The following is a 19,548-nucleotide window of genomic DNA, read 5'->3' on the forward strand; positions in this document are numbered from 1 at the left end:
CGGGAAGGGTTACTCACGGTGGCATCGTCCGGGCGACACGGCATCGGTGATCAACTTCTCTGGAACGAACGTGAAGTCACGCTGCACTTTTCTTCCAGAGAAGTTGATCATCCCGGAGTATCAGGTCGTTGAATCCGACCGAACCGGACGCCGATGTTCCGGCGAACCGGCTGCGGCGAGCACCGGGGGTAACGCTGCGCGATAGCCGCATGCGCACACCGCCGCCGCCCAGAATCTCAAACAGGCCTTCAAACAGCGACCTTGAACCCTCTTAGACGGGGCCGGCTCCCTCCGTTCGGAGCGCGGGGTAGCCGACTCCACGATCAATCGGAGTCGAGCAGGTCGGACCGACAGCGGCTGGGCTGGTGCGGCTGGGCTCGTTCGGCTGGGCTCGTGGGGGTGGGCCCGTGCGGCTGCGCCGTGCGCGAGGCGGTCCTTTGATAAACGACGCTCTATCCAGTGCGGCTTTTCGGCGTGGGAGCGCACTGGATAGAGCGTCGTTTATCTGAAAGCCGAGGCGTCGGCGCCACCAGGACGATGCGCCAGCCGCTCGCCCACGCCCCATCGCACCCCAGGCCCGTCGTGCCCGGGCCCGTCGTGCTCGGGCCCGTCGTGCTCGGGCCCGTCATTCCCGGGCCCGTCGTGCCCGGGCCGTCGCGCCCGGGTCCATGCCATGCCCGGGATGGCTGCCGTGCCCGGGATCAGCGGGTCGCGGTCAGCACCACGGCCAGGGCCAGAGCCGCCGTGCCGATCCACAGGCCGATCCAGGGGGCCCGTCGGCGGTGGATGCTCGCGAACGCCCCCGCCGTCGCGCCCACGCCCACGAGACCGATCAGCAGCATCACCGGGAAGTACCAGCTCAACCCCGGCCGGAACAGATCGACCAGCACCGGCAGCGCGACCATCACCCCGGCCATCCCGAGCACGCCCGCCCATCCGGCCACCAGGGCGAGCCGCCGGCTGTCGGGCGCCGGGTCGCCGTCCAGGGGAAGGCGGAACCGCACGCGGACCGCATGCTTCGTGCGGTCGTGGAACTCGCTGTCCCGGTACTGCTGGACGAGCATGCCGGGACGCGTCTGCTGCCACGACTGGTTCGCGGCGTGCAGCGTCTGGCCGGCGAACCGCAGCCGTTCCTGGATGCGGGCGTGGGCCTCGGCGCGCAGCCGGTCCTGGAGCGGGCTCTGCAACCGGGCCTGCAACCGGGCCCGGAACCGGTCGTGCACGTCCTGCTGGCGGTCGCGGGTGTCGGTCCGCATCTCATGTCTCCTCGGTGGTGCCTCACCCAGAGCAACGGCCGAGGCGACCATGGGTGACTGATCCACGCCAACCATGTCGATTTGGTGACTTACCTGCTGAGAGCGACCCTTCACAGCCGGATTCACGGCGTAGGCTGCGCGACGTGATGGACGCGCCGATCGGGATCTTCGACTCCGGCGTCGGCGGGCTGACCGTGGCCCGCGCCATCCTCGATCAGCTGCCGGGCGAGCAGGTCATCTACGTCGGCGACACGAAGCACGTCCCGTACGGCCCGAAACCGATCGCCGACGTGCGGCGCTACGCTCTCGACTGCCTCGACCATCTGGTCGAGGAGGGCGTGAAGCTGCTGGTCATCGCGTGCAACAGCGCCGCGGCGGCGTGCCTGCACGACGCGCGTGAGCGGTACCCGATCCCGGTGGTCGAGGTCATCCGGCCGGCGGTCCGCAGGGCGGTCGCGGCCACCCGCAACGGGCGTATCGGCGTCATCGGCACCCAGGCGACGATCACCAGCCGGGCGTACGAGGACGCGTTCGCGGCCGCACCCCACGTGAAGGTGACGAGCGCCGCGTGCCCGCAGTTCGTCGAGTTCGTCGAGCGGGGCATCACGTCGGGGCGGGCGCTGCTGGGCCTGGCCCAGTCGTACCTGGAGCCGTTGCAGCGCGCCGAGGTCGACACGCTGGTGCTGGGCTGCACCCACTATCCGCTGCTCGCCGGCATGCTCGGGCTGGCGATGGGCGACGAGGTGACGCTGGTGTCCAGCGCCGACGAAACCGCGCGCGACGTGTACCGGGTGCTCGTCGAGCGCGACATGCTACGCCCGGAAGGGGCGACGGTGCAGCACCGCTTCCTGGCTACGGGTGACGTGGAGCCGTTCGCGCGGCTCGCCTCCCGGTTCCTCGGCCCGGTGGCGGCTAACGTGGGCTCCCTGGCGAGGTCCGCCGGGGTTGGGGCGATCTAGGAGTGGTTGTGAGCGCGAAGAGCGGGATGTCGTGAGGCTCACCGTGCTGGGCTGCGCGGGCAGCTTCCCAGGGCCGGACTCCGGATGTTCGTGCTACCTGGTCGACGCCGACGGGTTCCGGATGCTTGTCGACTTCGGAACGGGATCGATGACGGCGGTGCAGCGGTTCGCCGGCCTGTACTCGATCGACGCGATCGTGCTGACGCACCTGCACCCCGACCACATGTTCGACGCCTGCTCCTACGTGGTGGCGCGGCGGTACTCGCCCGACGGGCCGCTGCCGCAGATCCCGCTCTACGCGCCGGCCGGTGCCGAGCAGCGGCTCGCCCTGGCCTACGCCGGCAACGACACCGAGAAGCTCGACGACGTGTACGAGTTCCACGACCTCACCGCCGGCACGACCCAGATCGGGCCGTTCACCGTGCACGCCGAGAAGGTCAACCATCCGATCGACACGTTCGGGCTGCGCATCGAGCACGACGGGCGGTCGCTGGCGTACTCGTCCGACTCGGCGCCGTGCGACGCGCTGATCCGGCTCGCGCTCAACGCCGACGCGTTCCTGTGCGAGGCCAGCTACCTCGACGACATGGACAACCCGCCCGACCTGCACCTCACCGGCCGCGAGGCGGGCGAGCACGCGAGCAAGGCCGGCGTCGGTCGGCTGCTGCTCACCCACATGGTGGCGGCGTGGGGCAGCGAGTTCATGACCCAGGACGCCGCGGCGAGCGCCTACAGCGGCCCGATCGACATCGTGCGGCCGGGAACGCGCTACATCATCTAGCCGCCGACGTGTGGCTGCGCGTCGATCCCCGGTTAACCCGCGACCCCGATGGTGAACTCATGCGCGTCGCCATCGTGACCGAGTCGTTCCCACCCGACGTCAACGGGGTCGCGAACTCCGTGGTCCGGGTGGCCGATCACCTGCGTGCCCGCGGCCACGAGCCGCTCGTCGTCGCCCCCGCGCCGTCGGCCGGGTGCCGTGACGTCACCGGCCGGCTGCCGTACCCGGTGGTGCGGGTGCCGTCGGTGCCGATGCCGGGGTACCCGAACTTCCGGCTCGGGCTGCCCAGTCGCCGCATCGCGGCCGCCCTACGGGAACACCGCACCGACATCGTGCACCTGGCGAGCCCGTTCTTCCTGGGCGGCACCGGTGCGCGGGTCACCGCCCGGCTCGGGTTGCCGTCGGTGGCGGTCTACCAGACCGATGTGGCCGCCTACGCCCGCCTGTACCGGTACTTCGGCTGGGGCGAGAGTACGGCGTGGCGCTGGCTGCGCCAGATCCACAACGGCGCCGGCCGCACGTTGGCGCCGTCGACGGCCGCGGCGACCGCCCTGCTGGCAAACGGAATCAGGCGGGTGTGGCTGTGGCGGCGCGGCGTCGACGCGGCCCGCTTCGACCCGTCCCACCGCAGTGCCGCCCTCCGGACGGCCCTCGCCCCGAACGGTGAGGTGATTGTCGGCTACGTGGGCCGGCTCGCCGCGGAGAAGCGGATCGACCTGCTGGCTCCCATCGCGAGGCAGAAGGGCGTGCGCTTCGTCGTCGTCGGCTCCGGCCCGGCGGAGGAGCCGTTGCGCCGCGCGCTGCCGGGCGCGGTGTTCCTCGGCGCCCGCAGGGGCGGCCAGCTCGCCCGGCTGTACGCCAGCTTCGACGTCTTCGCCCACGCCGGGCCGTTCGAGACGTTCGGCCAGACCATCCAGGAGGCGATGGCGTCGGGGCTTCCGGTGGTCGCGCCGGCGGCGGGTGGTCCCGTCGATCTGGTGACCCACGACAGAACCGGATTCCTGGTACCTCCGTTCGACGCGGAGGCCCTGGGTGCCGCGGTGTCGAAGCTCGTCGAGGACCCGGAGCTGCGCAGGGAGTTCGGTGCCGCCGGCCGCGCGGAGGTCGGGTCCCGCACGTGGGCGGCGGTCGGAGACGAGCTGATCGGGCACTACGTGGCTGTTCACAGCGGGATCCTGCCGGTGCCGCCCCGCGTCTCGTTGCACGGCGAGGCCGCCTAGGGTGGGACGCATGTCTCGTCCCGATGACCGCGCCCCCGACCAGCTCCGCCCGGTGACCCTCAACCGCGGCTGGACCGTTCATCCGGAAGGGTCGGTGCTGGTCGAGTTCGGGCAGACCCGGGTGCTGTGCACCGCCAGCGTCACCGAAGGGGTGCCGCGGTGGCGCAAGGGGTCGGGGCTGGGCTGGCTGACGGCCGAGTACGCGATGCTGCCCCGGTCGACGAACACCCGCAACGACCGGGAGAGTGTCCGCGGAAAGGTGGGCGGCCGTACCCACGAGATCTCCAGGCTCATTGGACGCGCGCTGCGCGCCACGGCCGACCTGAAGCTCCTCGGCGAGAACTCCATCGTGATCGACTGCGACGTGCTGCAGGCCGACGGCGGCACCCGCACGGCGGCGATCACCGGTGCGTACGTGGCCCTGCACGACGCGGTCCACTGGCTGGCCGGTCGCCGCAAGCTCGCCGGTTCGCCCGACGACGTGCTCAAGCGCTCGGTCGCGGCGGTGAGCGTCGGCATCATCGGCGGCGAGCCGCGCCTTGACCTCTGCTACGAGGAGGACGTCGTCGCCGACGTCGACATGAACATCGTCTGCACCGGCGCCGGCGACTTCGTCGAGGTGCAGGGCACGGGGGAGCAGGGTGTGTTCAGCCGCGACGAGCTGAACGCGCTGCTCGACCTCGGCATCGCCGGCTGCCTGGAGCTCACCGAGCTCCAGCGGAAGGCCGTCGCGTGAAATACCTCCTGGCAACCCGCAACAGGAAGAAGCTGGTCGAACTCCAGCGGATCCTCACCACCGTGGAGGTCGTCGGCCTCGACGACGTTCCGTCCTATGTGGAGGTTCCGGAGACCGGGCTCACGTTCGCCGACAACGCGTTGCTGAAGGCCCGCGAGGGCGTGAAGCACACCGGCCTGCCGACGATCGCCGACGACTCCGGCATCGCGGTCGACGCCCTCAACGGCATGCCGGGCGTGTTCAGCGCGCGGTGGTCCGGGAAGCACGGCGACGACCGGGCCAACCTGGAGCTCCTGCTGGCCCAGGTCGGCGACGTTCCGGAGGAGCACCTCGGCGCCGCGTTCGTCTGCGCCGCCGTGCTGGTGCTGCCCGACGGCCGGGAGCTGGTCACGCACGGCGAGCAGCGTGGCCGCCTGGTCCGCACGCCGAAAGGCGACGGCGGCTTCGGCTACGACCCGATCTTCCTCGCCGACGGCCAGACGCGGACGAACGCCGAACTGACGCCGGAGGAGAAGGACGCGATCTCCCACCGTGGCAGGGCCTTCCGCGATCTGGCCGCCCAGCTGCCTAGCTGAGCGGTCCGCCGGCGGCTTCTTCGACCGCGGCCCGCAGGTCCGGGCCGGCGATCAGGTCGCGGCAGGCCTCGACCACCGGTGCGAGGAACACGTCGGGCCCCGGTTCGCCGGCCATCTTGCCGACGACCGCGAGCGCGGCCTGCCCCGCCGGCGACGGGGTGAGCGGCCGCCGCAACTGCAGCCCGCGCACCGCCGACAGAAGCTCCACCGCCAGGAGGCTGCGCAGGTTGTCGACCACCCGGCGCAGCTTCACCGTCGCGGCCCAGCCCATCGACACGTGGTCCTCCTGCATACCCGACGTGGGCAGCGAGTCGACCGACGCGGGCGCGGCCAGCCGCCGGTTCTCGGCGACGATGCCGGCGGCCGTGTACTGGGCGATCATCAGGCCGGAGTTGACGCCGGGGTCGGGGGAGAGGAACGCGGGCAGGTCGCGGTTGCGGGTCACGTCGAGGAGACGGTCGACGCGGCGCTCGGAGATCGAGCCGACCTCCGACGCGGCGATCGCCAGGAAGTCGGCCGCGAAGCCCAGCGGCGCGCCGTGGAAGTTGCCGGTGCTCTCGACCCGCCCGTCGGGAAGCACCACCGGATTGTCCACAATGGACGCCAGCTCGCGAAGAGCCACCTGGTCGACGAACGCGAGCGTGTCGCGGGCGGCGCCGGCCACCTGGGGCGCGCAGCGCATCGCGTACGCGTCCTGCACGGCGTGCTCGAAGTCGTCGCGGTGCGAGGCCATCACCTCGGAGTTCTGCAGCAGCCGGTGGATGTTCGCCGCCGACGCGGCCTGGCCCGGATGCGGCCGGATCGCGTGCAGCTCCGGCTGGAACGGCCGGTCCGAGCCGAGCATCGCCTCGATCGCCAGCGCGCACGTCACGTCGGCCATCGTGAACAGGTGACGCGCGTCGGAGGCGGCCAGCAGCAGCATGCCGAGCATGCCGTCGGTGCCGTTGATGAGCGCGAGGCCCTCCTTGGCGGCGAGCGTCAGCGGTTCCAGTCCCGCGGTACGCAACGCGTCGAGGGCCGGCAGCCGTTCACCCGAGGAGCCGAGCACCCAGCCCTCGCCGGTCAGCGCCAGCGCGCAGTGCGCCAACGGCGCCAGGTCTCCTGACGCGCCCAGCGAGCCGTGTTCCGGCACCCACGGCACGATGCCGGCGTTCAACAGGTCCACCAGTGCGGAAGCCACGACGGGACGCACACCGGAGTGCCCCAACGCCAGCGACCGCACCCGGAGCAGCATCATCGCCCGCACCACCTCGGCGGGCATCGGCGCGCCCAGCCCCGCGGCGTGCGACCGGATCAGCGCGTGCTGAAGCTCCACCCGGCGGGCCGGCGCGATCGACGTCTGCGCCAGCGCGCCGAAGCCGGTCGACACGCCGTAGACAGGCCGGCCGGCCCGCTCGATGTCGTCGACGATCGACCGGCTGCGCTCCATCGCCGCGAGCGCGTCGGCGCCGAGCGTCACCGGCGCCGGGGTGCGCGCGACGGTGACGACCTCCGCCGCCGTGACGCCGGTTGCGGTGACCGTCACCGTTGCCATGCCAGTTCTCCGTTCCGTACGACCGCCCGCACGAGCGGGACACCGGGGCGGTAGGCCAGGTACACCGCCGACGGCGCGTCGAGCACCACCAGGTCGGCCCGCGCGCCGACGCCGAGGTGGCCGACATCGTCGCGCCGCAACGCTTTCGCGCCGCCGGCGGTCGCCGACCACAGCGCCTCCGCCGGCGTCATGCGCATCTCCCGCACGGCGAGCGCCACGCAGAACGGCATCGACGACGTGTACGACGAGCCCGGGTTGCAGTCGGTCGCGAGGGCGACCGTCGCGCCGGCGTCCAGGAGCGCGCGGGCGTCGGGGTAGGGGGAGCGGGTGGCGAACTCGGCGCCGGGCAGCAGTGTGGCGACGGTGTCCGACGAGGACAGCGCGTCGACGTCGGCGTCGGACAGGTGCGTGCAGTGGTCGGCGCTGGCCGCGCCCAGCTCGACCGCGAGCCGCACGCCGGGGCCGGGGCCGAGCTGGTTGGCGTGGATCCGGGCACCGAGCCCGGCGGCGATGCCCGCCCGCAGCACGGCCTCGGACTGGTCGCCGGAGAAGGCGCCGCGCTCGCAGAACACGTCCACCCACCGGGCGTGCGGCGCGGCGGCGGCCAGCATCGGTCCGCACACCAGCGCCGTGTAGTCGTCGGCGTCGGCGCCCGCGGGAACGACGTGCGCGCCGAGGAACGTGGTCTCGTCGGTGAACTCGCGGGCCACCCGCAGCGAGCGCTCCTCGTCCTCCACCGTCAGCCCGTACCCGGACTTGATCTCGATGGTCGTGGTGCCCTGCCGCAGCGCCTCGTCGACGAGCCGCCGCACGGTGACCCGCAGGAGCCCGTCGCCGGCCGCCCGCGTCGCCGCGACCGTGGTGCGGATGCCGCCGCCGGTGTACGGCTCGCCGGCCATCCGCGCGGCGAACTCGGCCGACCGGTCGCCGGCGAACACCAGGTGCGCGTGCGGGTCGACGAACCCGGGCACCACCGCCCCGCCGTCCACGTCGAGCACGCGGTCGGCGGCCGGCGCGCCGGACGCGGCACCGACCCACGCGACGCGGCCGCCGTCGAGCACCAGCGCGGCGTCGAGGAGCGTGCCCAGGGCGGGGTCGTGGGTGGTCAACTGGCCGATGCCCGTCACCGCCATCGCGGTCACGGCAGCACCGCCGTGATCGCGTCGCGCAGCGAGCGGGCGACGTCGGGCACGAGCACATGGTCACCGTCGCGCACGACGAACCGCCCGTCGACCATCACCTGCCGCACGTCGGCGGCGGTCGCCGCGAACACCGCCTCGGCCGGCCGGCATCCGCTGGTACGCACCGTGTCGAGCGCGACGGTCACCAGGTCGGCCCGCGCGCCGACCGCGATCGTGCCCGCGTCGGCCCAGCCGAGCGCCGCGTGACCGGCCGGGCCCAGCGCGCGCACCAGCGCCGCCGGTGGGAACACCCCGCGTTCCCGGGTGCGCAGCCGCTCGTGCAGTTCCATCCCGCGCGCCTCCTCGAACAGGTCGATCACCGCGTGCGAGTCGGACCCGAGGCACAGCGGGCTCCCGGCGTCGGCCAGGTCGCCGGCCGGGCCGAGACCGTCGGCGAGGTCGCGTTCGGTGGTGGGGCACAGGCACACCGCGGTGCCGCTCCCGCCGAGCGCGGCCCGGTCGGCGTCGGTGAGGTGGGTGGCGTGCACCGCCGTCGTGGTCGGGCCGAGCACACCGGCGTCCGCCAGCACCGCGGTCGGTGTCCGTCCATAGTGGACCAGCGACGCCTCGTTCTCGGCCGGCTGCTCCGACAGGTGCGCGTGCAGCGGCGCGCCGGCCGCGCCGGCGACCACCACGGGCAGCGCCGCGGCGGGCACGGCCCGCACGCTGTGCACGGCCGCACCGACGAGCGCACCCGGCCCGGGCCGGAGGTCCGCCATCCGCGACGCCCAGGCCTCGGCGGACCCGTCACCGAACCGCAACTGCGGACCCTCCAGCGGTCGGCCGTCCACTGTGGACGTCAGGTAGCACGTGTCGAGCAGCGTGATCCGGATGCCCGCCTCGGCGGCGGCCGTCATCAGCGCGGCGCCCATCGCGTTCGGGTCGTCGTACGGCGTGCCGCCGGGCCCGTGGTGCAGGTAGTGGAACTCGCCCACGCACGTCACCCCGGCCAGCGCCATCTCCGCGTAGACGGCCCGCGCCAACCCGAGGTACGACTCCGGGTCGAGAGCGGCGGCCACGCCGTACATCGCGTCGCGCCAGGTCCAGAACGAGCCCGGTGCGTGGCCGTTGCGCCCGCGCAGCGCCCGGTGGAACGCGTGCGAGTGCGCGTTCGCCAGCCCGGGAAACGTGAGCCCGGGCAGGAGTACACCGTCGGGAGCGGCGTCGAGCAGGACGTCGGTGAACCGACCGGCGTCCACGGTGAGCAGCACGTCGGCCCGCACCCGGTCGTCGATCCAGGCGAACTCGCACCAGTAGAGCTCACTCACCGGAACGCGAGGTCCGCGAGCGCGGCGGTGAGCGCGTCGACGCCCGCGGCACAGTCCACATCGGACGCCCACTCGGCCGGCGCGTGCGACACCCCCGACGGGTTGCGCACGAACAGCATCGCGGTGGGCACGTGCGCGGCCAGCACGCCGGCGTCGTGGCCGGCGCCGGTCGGCAGCACCGGCGCCGGGCTGCCGGCCGGGCCCAGCAGCACGGCCAGCCGGTCGCGCAGGCCGCCGTCGAAGTCGACCACCGGGGTCAGCGACTCCGCGGTCCACGAGACCTTGGTGCCGTCGCGGGCGGCACGTTCCGAGACCCGCTGCACCACGGCGGCGACCAGACCGTCGAGTGTGGACTGTTCCGGCGCGCGGGCGTCGAGCCACGCGGTGACCTCGGCGGCGATCGCGTTGGTGGCGCCCGGCCGCGCGGCGACCCGACCGACCGTCGCCAGCGCGTCGGCGAGCCTGGCCTCCTTGTTGGCCGCGAGCACGAGGTAGGCGAACGTGAGCATAGGGTCGTGGCGGTCGGCCATCGCGGTGGTGCCGGCGTGGTTGCCCTCGCCGGTGAGCGTGAACCGCCACCGCCCGTGCGGCCAGATCGCGCTGGCGACCCCGACGGGCCGGTCGAGGTCGACCAGCGCGCGTCCCTGCTCGACGTGCAGTTCCACGAACGCGCCGATCCGTTGCAGGCGCGCGGGATCGGCACCGAGCCGCGACGGGTCGACGTCGGCGGCGGTCATCGCGTCGGCCAGCGTCACGCCGTCGCGGTCGCGCAGCCGCAGCGCCTTCGCCGGGTCGAGCGACCCGGTGAGCAGCCGCGAACCCAGGCACGGGACGCCGAACCGGCCGCCCTCCTCCTCGGTGAACACGGCGACGGCGATCGGCCGGCGTGGCTCGCCGTGCCCGCGCTCGCGCAGCAGGTCGATCGCGAGCAGCCCGCTCACCACCCCGAGCGGACCGTCGTACGCGCCGCCGTGCGGCACGGAGTCGAGGTGGCTGCCGGTGACGACGGCGTCGCCGCCCTCCGGGTCGCCCCACCAGGCCCACAGGTTGCCGTTGCCGTCGGTCTCGACCTCGAGGTCGCGGTCGAGCGCCTCCTCCACGAACCACTCGCGGGCGGCGAGATCGGACCGCGACCAGGAGTAGCGCAGGTACCCGCCGCTGCCCGGGTCGCGCCCGATGGGCTCCAACGACCGCCACAGCGCGGCGAACCGGTCGGGGGTCATGACTCGGCCATGGGCACGCGCACCCCGTGGTCGTGGGCCACGTCGGCGGCGAGGTCGTAGCCCGCGTCGACGTGCCGGATCACGCCCATCTCCGGGTCGTTCGTCAGCACCCGCTCGATCTTCCGCGCCGCCAGCGGCGTGCCGTCGGCGACCGTCACCTGACCCGCGTGGATCGACCGGCCCATGCCGACGCCCCCACCGTGGTGGATCGACACCCACGACGCGCCGGACGCCGTGTTCACCATGGCGTTGAGCAACGGCCAGTCGGCGATCGCGTCGGAACCGTCCCGCATCGCCTCAGTCTCCCGGTACGGCGACGCCACCGAGCCGCAATCGAGATGATCGCGCCCGATCACGATCGGCGCCTTCACCGCACCGCTTGCGACCAGTTCGTTGAAAGCCAGCCCGGCGCGGTGCCGTTCGCCGTGCCCGAGCCAGCAGATGCGCGCCGGGAGCCCCTGGAACGCGACGCGTTCACCGGCCATGCGGATCCACCGGGCGAGCGGCTCGTTGTCGCCGAACAGGTCGAGCACCGCCCGGTCCGTGACCGCGATGTCGGCCGGGTCGCCGCTCAGCGCCACCCACCGGAACGGGCCCTTGCCCTCGCAGAACAGCGGCCGGATGTACGCCGGTACGAACCCGGGGAACGCGAACGCGCGCTCGTAGCCGCCGAGCTTCGCCTCGCCGCGGATGGAGTTGCCGTAGTCGAAGACCTCCGCGCCCGCGTCCAGGAAGCCCACCATGGCCTCGACGTGGCGCGCCATCGCGACGCGGGCCCGGTCGGTGAACTCCTCGGGCTTCTTCGCGGCGTAGTCGGGAGCGTCGTCGGGGTCGATGCCGTCGGGAACGTAGGACAGCGGGTCGTGTGCGCTCGTCTGGTCGGTGACGATGTCGGCCGGCACGCCGCGCGCCAGCAGGTCGGGCAGCAGGGTGGCCGCGTTGCCGACCACGCCGACCGACAGCGCCTTCCGGTCGCGCTTCGCCTCCAGCACCAGGCGCAGCGCCTCGTCGAGCGACGGCGCGACGAGGTCGAGGTACCGGGTGTCGACCCTCCTCCGCAGACGCTTCGGGTCGATGTCGATGATCAGGCAGGCGCCGCCGTTCATCGTGACCGCCAGCGGCTGCGCGCCGCCCATGCCGCCGCAGCCCGCGGTGATCGTGAGGGTGCCGGCGAGGCTGCCGCCGAACCGCTTCTCGGCCACCGCCGCGAACGTCTCGTACGTGCCCTGCAGGATGCCCTGGGTGCCGATGTAGATCCAGGAGCCGGCGGTCATCTGCCCGTACATGGTGAGCCCGAGGGCCTCCAGCCGGCGGAACTCCGGCCACGTGGCCCAGTCGCCGACGAGGTTGGAGTTCGCGATCAGCACCCGCGGCGCCCACTCGTGCGTGCGCATCACGCCGACCGGCCGGCCCGAGGCGACGAGCATCGTCTCGTCGTCGTCGAGGGTCTCCAGCGTCCGGACGAGCGCGTGGAACGACGGCCAGTCGCGCGCGGCCTTCCCCGTGCCGCCGTAGACGACGAGGTCGTCGGGGCGCTCCGCGACCTCGGGGTCGAGGTTGTTCCGCAGCATCCGCAGCGCGGCCTCCTGCGGCCAGCCACGGGCAGAGAGCGTGCTACCCCGAGGGGCACGGATGGTCGGCACGGCGGCTCCTCGAACGTCGTTGTTCTCAGGCACCGTACGTCAGCCGCGGAGCGGTGGCAGCACCTCCGTGGCCAGACGCTCGATCCGCTCGGCCCGGTCGGGTCCCGGTGCCACCTTGAAGTTCAGCGTGGTGAAGCCCTGCGCGATCAGGTCTTCGAGCCGGTCGAGGCCGTCGTCGAGGTCCAGGTTGAGGGCGGTGGTGATCGTGGACGGGTCCCGCCCGGCCCGCTCGGCCGCGTCGAGCACTCTCCGGCGCATGCGCGGCAGCTCCTCGGCGGGCGCGTACCCGAGCGACGGGATCCACCCGTCGGCGACGCGGCCCGTCAGCTCCAGCGCCCGCGGACCGAACGTGCCGAACCAGATGGGGATGCGCCGCTCCGGTTTCGGCTCCACGGTGGCGTTCTCGGTGCGGAACAGCGTGCCGGTGTAGGTGAAGTCCTTCTGTGACCAGAGCCCGCGGATCACCGCGACGGCCTCCTCCAGCCCGACGACCTTCTCCCGTGGCGTCGGCACGTGGAGGCCGAGCTGGCGGAACTCGTCGTCGGAAGCGCCGCCGCCCAGGCCGAGCACGAGCCGGCCGCCGGAGAGGCGGTCGAGGGTCTCGGCCATCTTCGCGACCATCGCCGGCGGGCGGTAGGGGACGCCGAGCACCCGGGTCGCGATGCCGATGCGGCCGGTTCCGGCGGCCACGAACGCGAGCATGGTCCAGGTCTCGTAGGACGGGTCGGTGCCGGCCGGATGGTCCGAGGCCGACACGAAGTCGAACCCGAGGTCCTCGGCCGCGCGGGCCAGCGCCACCGGCCCTTCCGGTGTCAGTGACGCCGGCAGGTCGAGGCCGAACGAGATAGGTGACATGTCACCAAGCTAGAGTGCGCCTTGGTGACGTGTCAACTAAGCTGGGACGGTGACCCGCTGGCTGACCCCCGCCGAAGCCCGCGCCTGGCGCGGCTACCGCCGCATGCGCGGCCTGCTCGACCTGCGGCTGGCCCGCGACCTTGCCCGCGACAGCGGCCTGTCCGAACCCGACTACGACGTCCTGTCGACGCTGGGGGAGACCGAGGGCAACCGGATGCGGCTCACCGAGCTGGCCGCGCACATGCTCTGGCAGAACAGCCGGCTCTCGCACCACATCGCCCGCATGGAGCAGCGCGGCCTGGTCACCCGGCAGCCGTGCCCCGACGACGGCCGTGGGTCGCTGGTCTGCCTGGCACCGGCCGGGCGGGCCGCGATCGGGGCGGCCGCGCCGAAGCACGTCGGTTCGGTGCGGGAGCACTTCATCGACCTGCTCACCGACGACGAGCTGGCGACGCTGGCGGAGCTCACCGAGCGTGTCGTGGCCCGGCTGCGCGCCGACCCCTGACCGGCCGGCGGGTTTCTGCGCCCGGGGTCGGGTTGAGTATGGTTTGCGGAACGGGGCCGTAGCCCAACGGCAGGAGGCACACGGTTTAGGTCCGTGACAGTGTGAGTTCGACTCTCACCGGCCCCACCTCCGGTCCACCCACGCGGGTACGAGCGCCGCCACCAGCACCGCGGCGGTGATCGCGAACCCGGTCACGTAGCCGACGGGCCCGATGAGCAGGCCGATCCCGACGGCGCCCACGCCGAAGCCGCCGTCGTAGGCGAGGTTCCACAGCGCGCTGGTCCGGCCGTACTCCCCGGGGTGGGAGCGGTCCATCATCAGCGCCAGGGTCACGTTCTGCGTGGCGCCGAACCCCGCGCCGAAGAGGATCATGCCGGCCACCGTCGCGGTCGGGCTCGCGGTCCAGGTGACGAGCGCGCCGCCGGTCACCGCGGCCAGAACCGCCGGGACCAGCAGCCGCCCCGAGCCGTGGCGGTCGCCGAACCGGCCCGCGGCCAGCCGGGCGACCGACATCGCCACGGCCTGCGCGAGCAGCGCGACGGCCGCCACCTCGCGGGCGTCGGCCGGCACGGCGAGCGGCAGGAACGTGGCGTACACCCCGGCGCCCAGGGTCACCGCGGCGAAGATCAGCGCGGGTCGCGCGAAGCCGCCGTCGCGCATCGCGCCGAGCAACGAGCCGGGTGCGGCCGCATCGGAAGCGGGCACGACGGGTGGCAGGGCCATCGCCGCCGGCAGCGGAAGCAGCGCCACCACCGCGGCCAGCACGAACACCGGCGCGAAGCCGATCCGCTCGCTGAGCCAGATGCCGGCCGGCACCCCGATCACGGCCGGGATCCCCGCCACGACCCCGTACAGGGCCAGCGCCTCGCTGCGGCGTCCCGGCGGGGCGAGCCCGGCGACGAGCGCGCTGCCGACGACCACGACCAGCCCGAGGCCGACGCCGCGCACGGCGCTGACCACCAGCACCAGCCACGTCGCCGACGACGCCAGGAGCGCCAGCACCGGAGCGCCGAACAGCAGCAGGCCCAGCCCGAGCGCCGCCCGGTAGCCGATCCGGTCGAGCAGCCGCGTCACGACCAGTTCGAGCAGCACCGTGGCGAGCATCATCACGCCGGTCGCCAGGCCCACGCCGGCGGTGCCGCTGCCGGCGTCGGCGAGGTACAGCGGCACCACCGACAGCAGCAGGTAGAAGCTGCTCAGCCCGCCGAACGTGGCGGTGAGCAGCAGCAGTGTCCGGCGGCCGAGGATCGGCGTCGTCGTGGGGGTCACGGCTCTATGGTCGTCGGGTGAACGCGCATATGACCGCCGACGAGTTCCGCGAGTTCGGCCACGCCGCCGTCGAGTGGGTGGCCCGCTACTGGGAGCGCCTCCCCGACCTGCCCGTCACCGCGACCGCGGGTCCCGGAGAGACCGCCGCGCGGCTGCCCGCCGGGCCGCCCGGCACCGGTGACCGGCTCGACGGCGTCTTCACCGACCTCGACGACCTCGTGGTGCCCGGCACCACCCACTGGCAGCACCCCGGGCACTTCGCGTACTTCCCGGCCAACACGTCCGGCCCGAGCGTCCTCGGCGACCTGATCAGCGCCGGCCTCGGCACCCAGGGAATGATGTGGGCGACCGGGCCGGCCTGCACCGAGGTCGAGACGGTGATGCTCGACTGGCTGGCCGACCTGCTCGACCTGCCGGCGCAGTTCCGCGGCGGGAAGGGCGTCATCCAGGACTCGGCGTCGTCGGCCACGCTGATCGCCGTGCTGGCCGCGCTGCACCGGGCCAGCGGCGGCACCTGGCGCACCGAGGGCGTGCGTCCGATGGCCGTCTACACCTCGTCGCAGGGGCACTCGTCGATCGAGAAGGCGGCCCGGGTCGCGGGGCTCGGCGACCGGGCCGTGCGGGTGGTCGAGGTCGACCCGCAGACACTGGCGATGCGGCCGGACAAGCTGCGCGAGGCGATCGCGAAGGACCTCGCCGACGGCGTCACGCCGGCGCTTGTGGTCGCGACCGTCGGCACCACCTCGACCACGGCGATCGACCCGCTGCCCGAGGTCGGCGCGATCTGCCGCGACCTGGGCGTCTGGCTGCACGTCGACGCGGCGTTCGCCGGCGCGGCCGCGGTGTGCCCGGAGCTCCGCTGGATCCACGACGGGCTGGAGTTCGCCGACTCGTACTGCTTCGACCCGCACAAGTGGCTGCTGACCGGCTTCGACTGCGACGCGCTCTGGGTCGCCGACCCCGCCGGGCTGACGAGCGCCCTGTCGGTGCTGCCGGAGTACCTCAGCAACGCCGCGACGAGCTCCGGAGCGGTGATCGACTACCGCGACTGGCAGATCCCGCTCGGCCGGCGGTTCCGGGCGTTGAAGCTGTGGTTCGTCATGCGCTGGTACGGCGTCGAGGGGCTGCGGCAGCACATCCGCGACGGGGTGGCCCTGGCCGAGCGGTTCGCGGCCGCGGTGACCGCCGACGACCGGTTCGAGTTGGTCGCGCCGCACCCGTTCGCGCTGGTGTGCTTCCGCCTCAAGGACGGCGACGACCGCAACGAGACCCTTCTCCGCACGATCAACGCGACCGGGCGGTGCCTGCTCACGCACACGAAGGTGGCCGGTCGGTACGTGCTGCGCCTGGCCATCGGCGCCCCGGCCACCCGCGCCGGGCACATCGACGCCACCTGGGCCCTGATCCGCGCGACCGCCGACGAGCTCACCGGGACACGACAGGTTTGATGACACGGACTACGGTCTATCTTGTCCGGTCTTTGGTGGTTGAGTCCGTGGTGAGGCTATGCAGCCGGCGTTTCGGGTTCTGGGGGATGTCGAGGTCCGTGACCCGACGGGTCGCGCCCTGCCCCTCAAGCGGCGGAAGCTTCGGGCCCTGCTCGCGTTTCTGATCGTCCGGGCCGGCCGGCCGGTGAGCTCCGACCGGATCATCGACGCGCTCTGGGGCGAGCGTCCGCCGCCGTCGGCCCGGGCGAACCTGCACTCCTACATCCGCGGGCTGCGCGAGGTGCTGGCCCGCGCGGCACCCGGCGGCGGGGCGGAGCTGTCGACCACCACCGCCGGCTACCGGCTCGACCTGCCGGCCGGACAGTGCGACGCAGACCTGTTCGCCACCCTCGTCGTCGACGGACGCGCGGCGTCGGCCGAGGGCCGGTACGCCGACGCCGTCGACGTGCTGGGCCGCGCCCTCGGGCTGTGGCGCGGACGCGCGCTCGCCGACCTCGCCGACTCCGGCTGGGCGGTGCCGTACGCGGCGTGGCTGGAGGAGGCCCGGCTGACCGCGCTGGAGGACCGGGAGGAGGCCCGGTTCCACCTCGGCCAGCACACCGAGCTCGCCGACCGGCTGGCCCGCCTGACCGCCGACCACCCGCTCCGGGAACGGCTGTGGCACCTGTACCTGCTGGTGCTGCACCGGCTCGGTCGGCGCGCGGAGGCGCTGGCCGCCTACGAACGGGCGCGCGACACGCTCACCGCCGAGGTGGGCGCCGAGCCCGGCCCACGGCTGCGGCAGCTGGCCGAGCAGGTGCGGGCCGACGGCGGGGCGCCCACGCGCCCGGTCCCGGCGCTGCTGCCACCCGACGTCGCCGACTTCACCGGACGGACCGCCGAGACCGCGGACATCGTGGCCCACCTCACCGGTCGCGGCAGCGGCCTGCGGATCGCCGGCATCACCGGGATGGCGGGCGTCGGGAAGACCACGCTCGCCGTGCACGTCGCCCACCGGATCGCCGGTGAGTTCCCCGACGGCCAGCTGTACGTGAACCTGCGCGGCGCCGAGGCCGGCCGGTCCGACCCGGCCGAGGTGCTCGGACGGTTCCTGCGCGCGCTCGGGGTCGACAGCCGGGCGGTGCCCGACACGGTGGTCGAACGCGGCGAGCTGTACCGCACGCTGCTCGCCGGCCGGCGGGTGCTGGTGCTTCTCGACAACGCCGCCGACGCCGCGCAGGTCCGCCCGCTGCTGCCCGGCGCGGCGACGTGCGCCGTCGTCGTCACCGGCCGGTCGCGGCCCGCGGCCCTGGAAGGCGCGCGGTGGACCGACCTGCCCGTGTTCGCACCCGACGAGGCGACCCTGCTGCTCGACCGCGTCGTCAGCGACCGTCGCGTGAGCGAGCAGCCCGACGACGCCGCCGCGATCGTCCGGTTGTGCGGCGGGCTCCCGCTGGCCATCCGCATCGCCGGCGCCCGCCTGGGCGCCCGGGGCGGCCTGCCGCTGCGGCACCTCGTCGGCCTGCTGCGCAGCGAGCGGCACCGGCTCGACCAGCTCAGCGTCGGCGACCTGGAGGTGTCCGCGTCGCTCGCGCTCAGCTACGAGGGCCTCGACGCCGGCGCCCGGCGCCTGTTCCGCCGGCTCGGCCGGTTCGACGTCCCCGACTTCCCCGCCTGGCTCGCCGACGCCGTCGACGGTGCGCCGGCGGAGCTCGACGCGCTCGTCGACGCGCAGCTGCTGACCGTGGCCGGCACCGACGCCCTCGGCCAGGCGCGGTACCGGTTCCACGACCTCGTGCGGCTGTACGCCCGCAGCCGGGAGGAGGACACCGCGCGGGCGCTGCGCGACGGCTTCGGCGCCTACCTCGCGATCGCCGAACGGATGGCCGCCGTCGTACCGGGCATCTGTTTCGCCCGCGTCCCGGGCGCCGCTCACCGCCGTCCCATGGATCTTCAACGACACGGCCTGGCGGCAACCGACCCGGCCGCGTGGTTCGACGCCGAACGCCCCTCCCTGGAAGCCGTGGTCGTACAGGCCTGCGCCGAAGGCCTCGACGAGCTCGCGTTCGACCTGGCCGCGTGCCTCGAACCGGCCGCCGACCTGCGCGGCCTCTACGCCGACTGGGAACGGCTCAACCGGCACGTGATGGCCGCCTGCCAGCGGGCCGGCAACCTGCGCGGCGAGGCCGTCATGCTGCGCGGCCTCATCGACGTGACGACGTGGGCCGGCTCCGACAGCGGCACCGACGCGATGCGCCGCCAGCTCGCCGACGCGACCCGCCTGCTCGACATGTTCACCCGGCTGGACGAGCGCGCCGGAATGTCCGACGCCGCGGTGATGAAGGCGTGGGCGCTGACCGCGCAGGCCCGGTGGGAGCCCGCGATCGAGTACGCCAGCCGCGCCCTCGGCTGGGCCGAGGAGGCCGGGCACACCGGCGGACGGGCCCGGGCACACGTCGCGCTCGCGGTCGCGCTCGGCGAGAGCCTGCGGGTCGAGGAGGCGCTGGCACACCTCGACCGGGCGCTGTCGGCCGCCCGTCAGCACGGCAACCCGCGCTACGAGGCCACCGTGCTGCAGTTCCAGGGCATCGCCTACGGACGCATCGGCATGGACGAGGAGAGCGAGGCGTCGCTGAACAAGTCGCTCACGCTGTCGCGCCGGTACGGCGACCGCTACCCCGAGGTGCTGTCGATGCTCACGCTCGGTCGGTTGTACCTGCGGCGGGGTGACGTGCGTGCTCGGCCCACGGTGACCGCCGCGCTGGCCGTGGCCCGCGAGTACCGGATGGCCCACCACACCGCCGACGCCCTGGGCCTGCTCGGCGAGATCGACCTCGTGGCGGGCGACATCCCGGCCGCGGTGCGGCACCTGCGCGAGTCGGTGGCGCGGTGGCGCACCCGCGGCTGGCTGTCGTACCAGGCCGCCGCGCTGACCACGCTGGGATCGGCGCTGAGCGAGGTCGACCCGGTCGCCGCCCGCGAGGCGTTCGAGGAGGCGCGGCAGCTCTTCGAGCGCATCGGCGACACGGGCCGGGCCGCCGAGCTGAACGACCTCCTGGCATCCGTCTAGCCAGCTCCCCGGCCCGCGCCGCTCGAAACGCGCGCCGATCTTGCAC

Annotated in this window: 16 protein-coding genes and 1 tRNA gene; 9 read left to right on the forward strand and 8 right to left on the reverse strand. The window is 73.6% G+C overall.

What is annotated here, in order from left to right; genetic code table 11:
• Nucleotides 1-701: 701 nt before the first annotated feature.
• Nucleotides 702-1,256, reverse strand: coding sequence for a hypothetical protein (locus tag Voc01_RS34155; RefSeq protein WP_203931773.1), 555 nt, complete (start codon nucleotides 1,254-1,256; stop codon nucleotides 702-704).
• A 146-nt stretch (nucleotides 1,257-1,402) separates the two neighbouring features.
• Here Voc01_RS34155 and murI point away from each other — a divergent pair, with 146 nt between their 5' ends.
• The 5 genes from murI to rdgB are packed head-to-tail and all read left to right on the forward strand — an operon-like array spanning nucleotide 1,403 to nucleotide 5,527.
• The gene (murI, locus tag Voc01_RS34160; protein ID WP_239160669.1) at nucleotides 1,403-2,215 is read left to right on the forward strand and encodes a glutamate racemase; all 813 of its coding nucleotides are present in this window, start codon (nucleotides 1,403-1,405) and stop codon (nucleotides 2,213-2,215) included.
• Nucleotides 2,216-2,246: 31 nt separating this feature from the next.
• Entirely contained in the window at nucleotides 2,247-2,996 is a 750-nt protein-coding gene (locus tag Voc01_RS34165; protein ID WP_203931775.1) for an MBL fold metallo-hydrolase, read from the forward strand.
• Nucleotides 2,997-3,055: 59 nt separating this feature from the next.
• Nucleotides 3,056-4,216, forward strand: coding sequence for a glycosyltransferase family 4 protein (locus tag Voc01_RS34170; protein ID WP_203931776.1), 1,161 nt, complete (start codon nucleotides 3,056-3,058; stop codon nucleotides 4,214-4,216).
• 10 nt (nucleotides 4,217-4,226) lie between these two features.
• Nucleotides 4,227-4,952, forward strand: coding sequence for a ribonuclease PH (gene rph, locus Voc01_RS34175; RefSeq protein WP_203931777.1), 726 nt, complete (start codon nucleotides 4,227-4,229; stop codon nucleotides 4,950-4,952).
• Nucleotides 4,949-5,527 (forward strand): RdgB/HAM1 family non-canonical purine NTP pyrophosphatase, encoded by a 579-nt coding sequence (gene rdgB, locus Voc01_RS34180; RefSeq protein WP_203931778.1) that lies wholly within the window; start codon nucleotides 4,949-4,951, stop codon nucleotides 5,525-5,527. Before rph ends, rdgB begins: the two co-directional genes overlap by 4 nt.
• Here rdgB and hutH read toward each other — a convergent pair.
• The 6 genes from hutH to Voc01_RS34210 are packed head-to-tail and all read right to left on the reverse strand — an operon-like array spanning nucleotide 5,520 to nucleotide 13,231.
• Nucleotides 5,520-7,061, reverse strand: a complete 1,542-nt coding sequence (hutH, locus tag Voc01_RS34185) for a histidine ammonia-lyase (RefSeq protein ID WP_203931779.1) — start codon at nucleotides 7,059-7,061, stop codon at nucleotides 5,520-5,522. The genes rdgB and hutH overlap by 8 nt on opposite strands.
• Nucleotides 7,049-8,203 (reverse strand): imidazolonepropionase, encoded by a 1,155-nt coding sequence (gene hutI, locus Voc01_RS34190; RefSeq protein ID WP_203931780.1) that lies wholly within the window; start codon nucleotides 8,201-8,203, stop codon nucleotides 7,049-7,051. Before hutI ends, hutH begins: the two co-directional genes overlap by 13 nt.
• Nucleotides 8,200-9,510: a formimidoylglutamate deiminase gene (locus Voc01_RS34195; protein WP_203931781.1), complete on the reverse strand. Its 1,311-nt coding sequence runs from the start codon at nucleotides 9,508-9,510 to the stop codon at nucleotides 8,200-8,202. The genes hutI and Voc01_RS34195 overlap by 4 nt, the downstream gene beginning before the upstream one ends.
• On the reverse strand, nucleotides 9,507-10,733 hold the full coding sequence (locus Voc01_RS34200) for an allantoate amidohydrolase (protein WP_203931782.1): 1,227 nt from the start codon (nucleotides 10,731-10,733) through the stop codon (nucleotides 9,507-9,509). Before Voc01_RS34200 ends, Voc01_RS34195 begins: the two co-directional genes overlap by 4 nt.
• Complete coding sequence (gene hutU / locus Voc01_RS34205; RefSeq protein WP_203931783.1) at nucleotides 10,730-12,376, reverse strand: urocanate hydratase; 1,647 nt, start codon at nucleotides 12,374-12,376, stop codon at nucleotides 10,730-10,732. The genes Voc01_RS34200 and hutU overlap by 4 nt, the downstream gene beginning before the upstream one ends.
• A gap of 39 nt (nucleotides 12,377-12,415) precedes the next feature.
• Entirely contained in the window at nucleotides 12,416-13,231 is an 816-nt protein-coding gene (locus Voc01_RS34210) for an LLM class flavin-dependent oxidoreductase (protein ID WP_203931784.1), read from the reverse strand.
• A gap of 49 nt (nucleotides 13,232-13,280) precedes the next feature.
• Between Voc01_RS34210 and Voc01_RS34215 the strand changes: the two genes are divergently transcribed.
• Nucleotides 13,281-13,736 carry a MarR family winged helix-turn-helix transcriptional regulator gene (locus Voc01_RS34215; RefSeq protein ID WP_239160664.1) on the forward strand — a complete coding sequence of 152 codons (456 nt, stop codon included), beginning with the start codon at nucleotides 13,281-13,283 and terminating at the stop codon, nucleotides 13,734-13,736.
• A 52-nt stretch (nucleotides 13,737-13,788) separates the two neighbouring features.
• Nucleotides 13,789-13,862: transfer RNA gene (locus tag Voc01_RS34220), tRNA-Leu, on the forward strand.
• Here the strand turns inward: Voc01_RS34220 and Voc01_RS34225 are convergent.
• Nucleotides 13,851-15,005, reverse strand: a complete 1,155-nt coding sequence (locus tag Voc01_RS34225) for an MFS transporter (RefSeq protein WP_203931785.1) — start codon at nucleotides 15,003-15,005, stop codon at nucleotides 13,851-13,853. The genes Voc01_RS34220 and Voc01_RS34225 overlap by 12 nt on opposite strands.
• A gap of 17 nt (nucleotides 15,006-15,022) precedes the next feature.
• On the opposite strand from Voc01_RS34225, the gene Voc01_RS34230 reads away from it, so the two are divergent.
• Both Voc01_RS34230 and Voc01_RS34235 read left to right on the forward strand, forming a co-directional pair.
• On the forward strand, nucleotides 15,023-16,453 hold the full coding sequence (locus tag Voc01_RS34230; protein ID WP_239160665.1) for a pyridoxal-dependent decarboxylase: 1,431 nt from the start codon (nucleotides 15,023-15,025) through the stop codon (nucleotides 16,451-16,453).
• 58 nt (nucleotides 16,454-16,511) lie between these two features.
• Nucleotides 16,512-19,502: an AfsR/SARP family transcriptional regulator gene (locus Voc01_RS34235; protein WP_203931786.1), complete on the forward strand. Its 2,991-nt coding sequence runs from the start codon at nucleotides 16,512-16,514 to the stop codon at nucleotides 19,500-19,502.
• Nucleotides 19,503-19,548: the final 46 nt, after the last annotated feature.

The sequence above is a fragment of the Virgisporangium ochraceum genome, from assembly GCF_016863655.1.
Lineage (GTDB): Bacteria > Actinomycetota > Actinomycetes > Mycobacteriales > Micromonosporaceae > Virgisporangium > Virgisporangium ochraceum.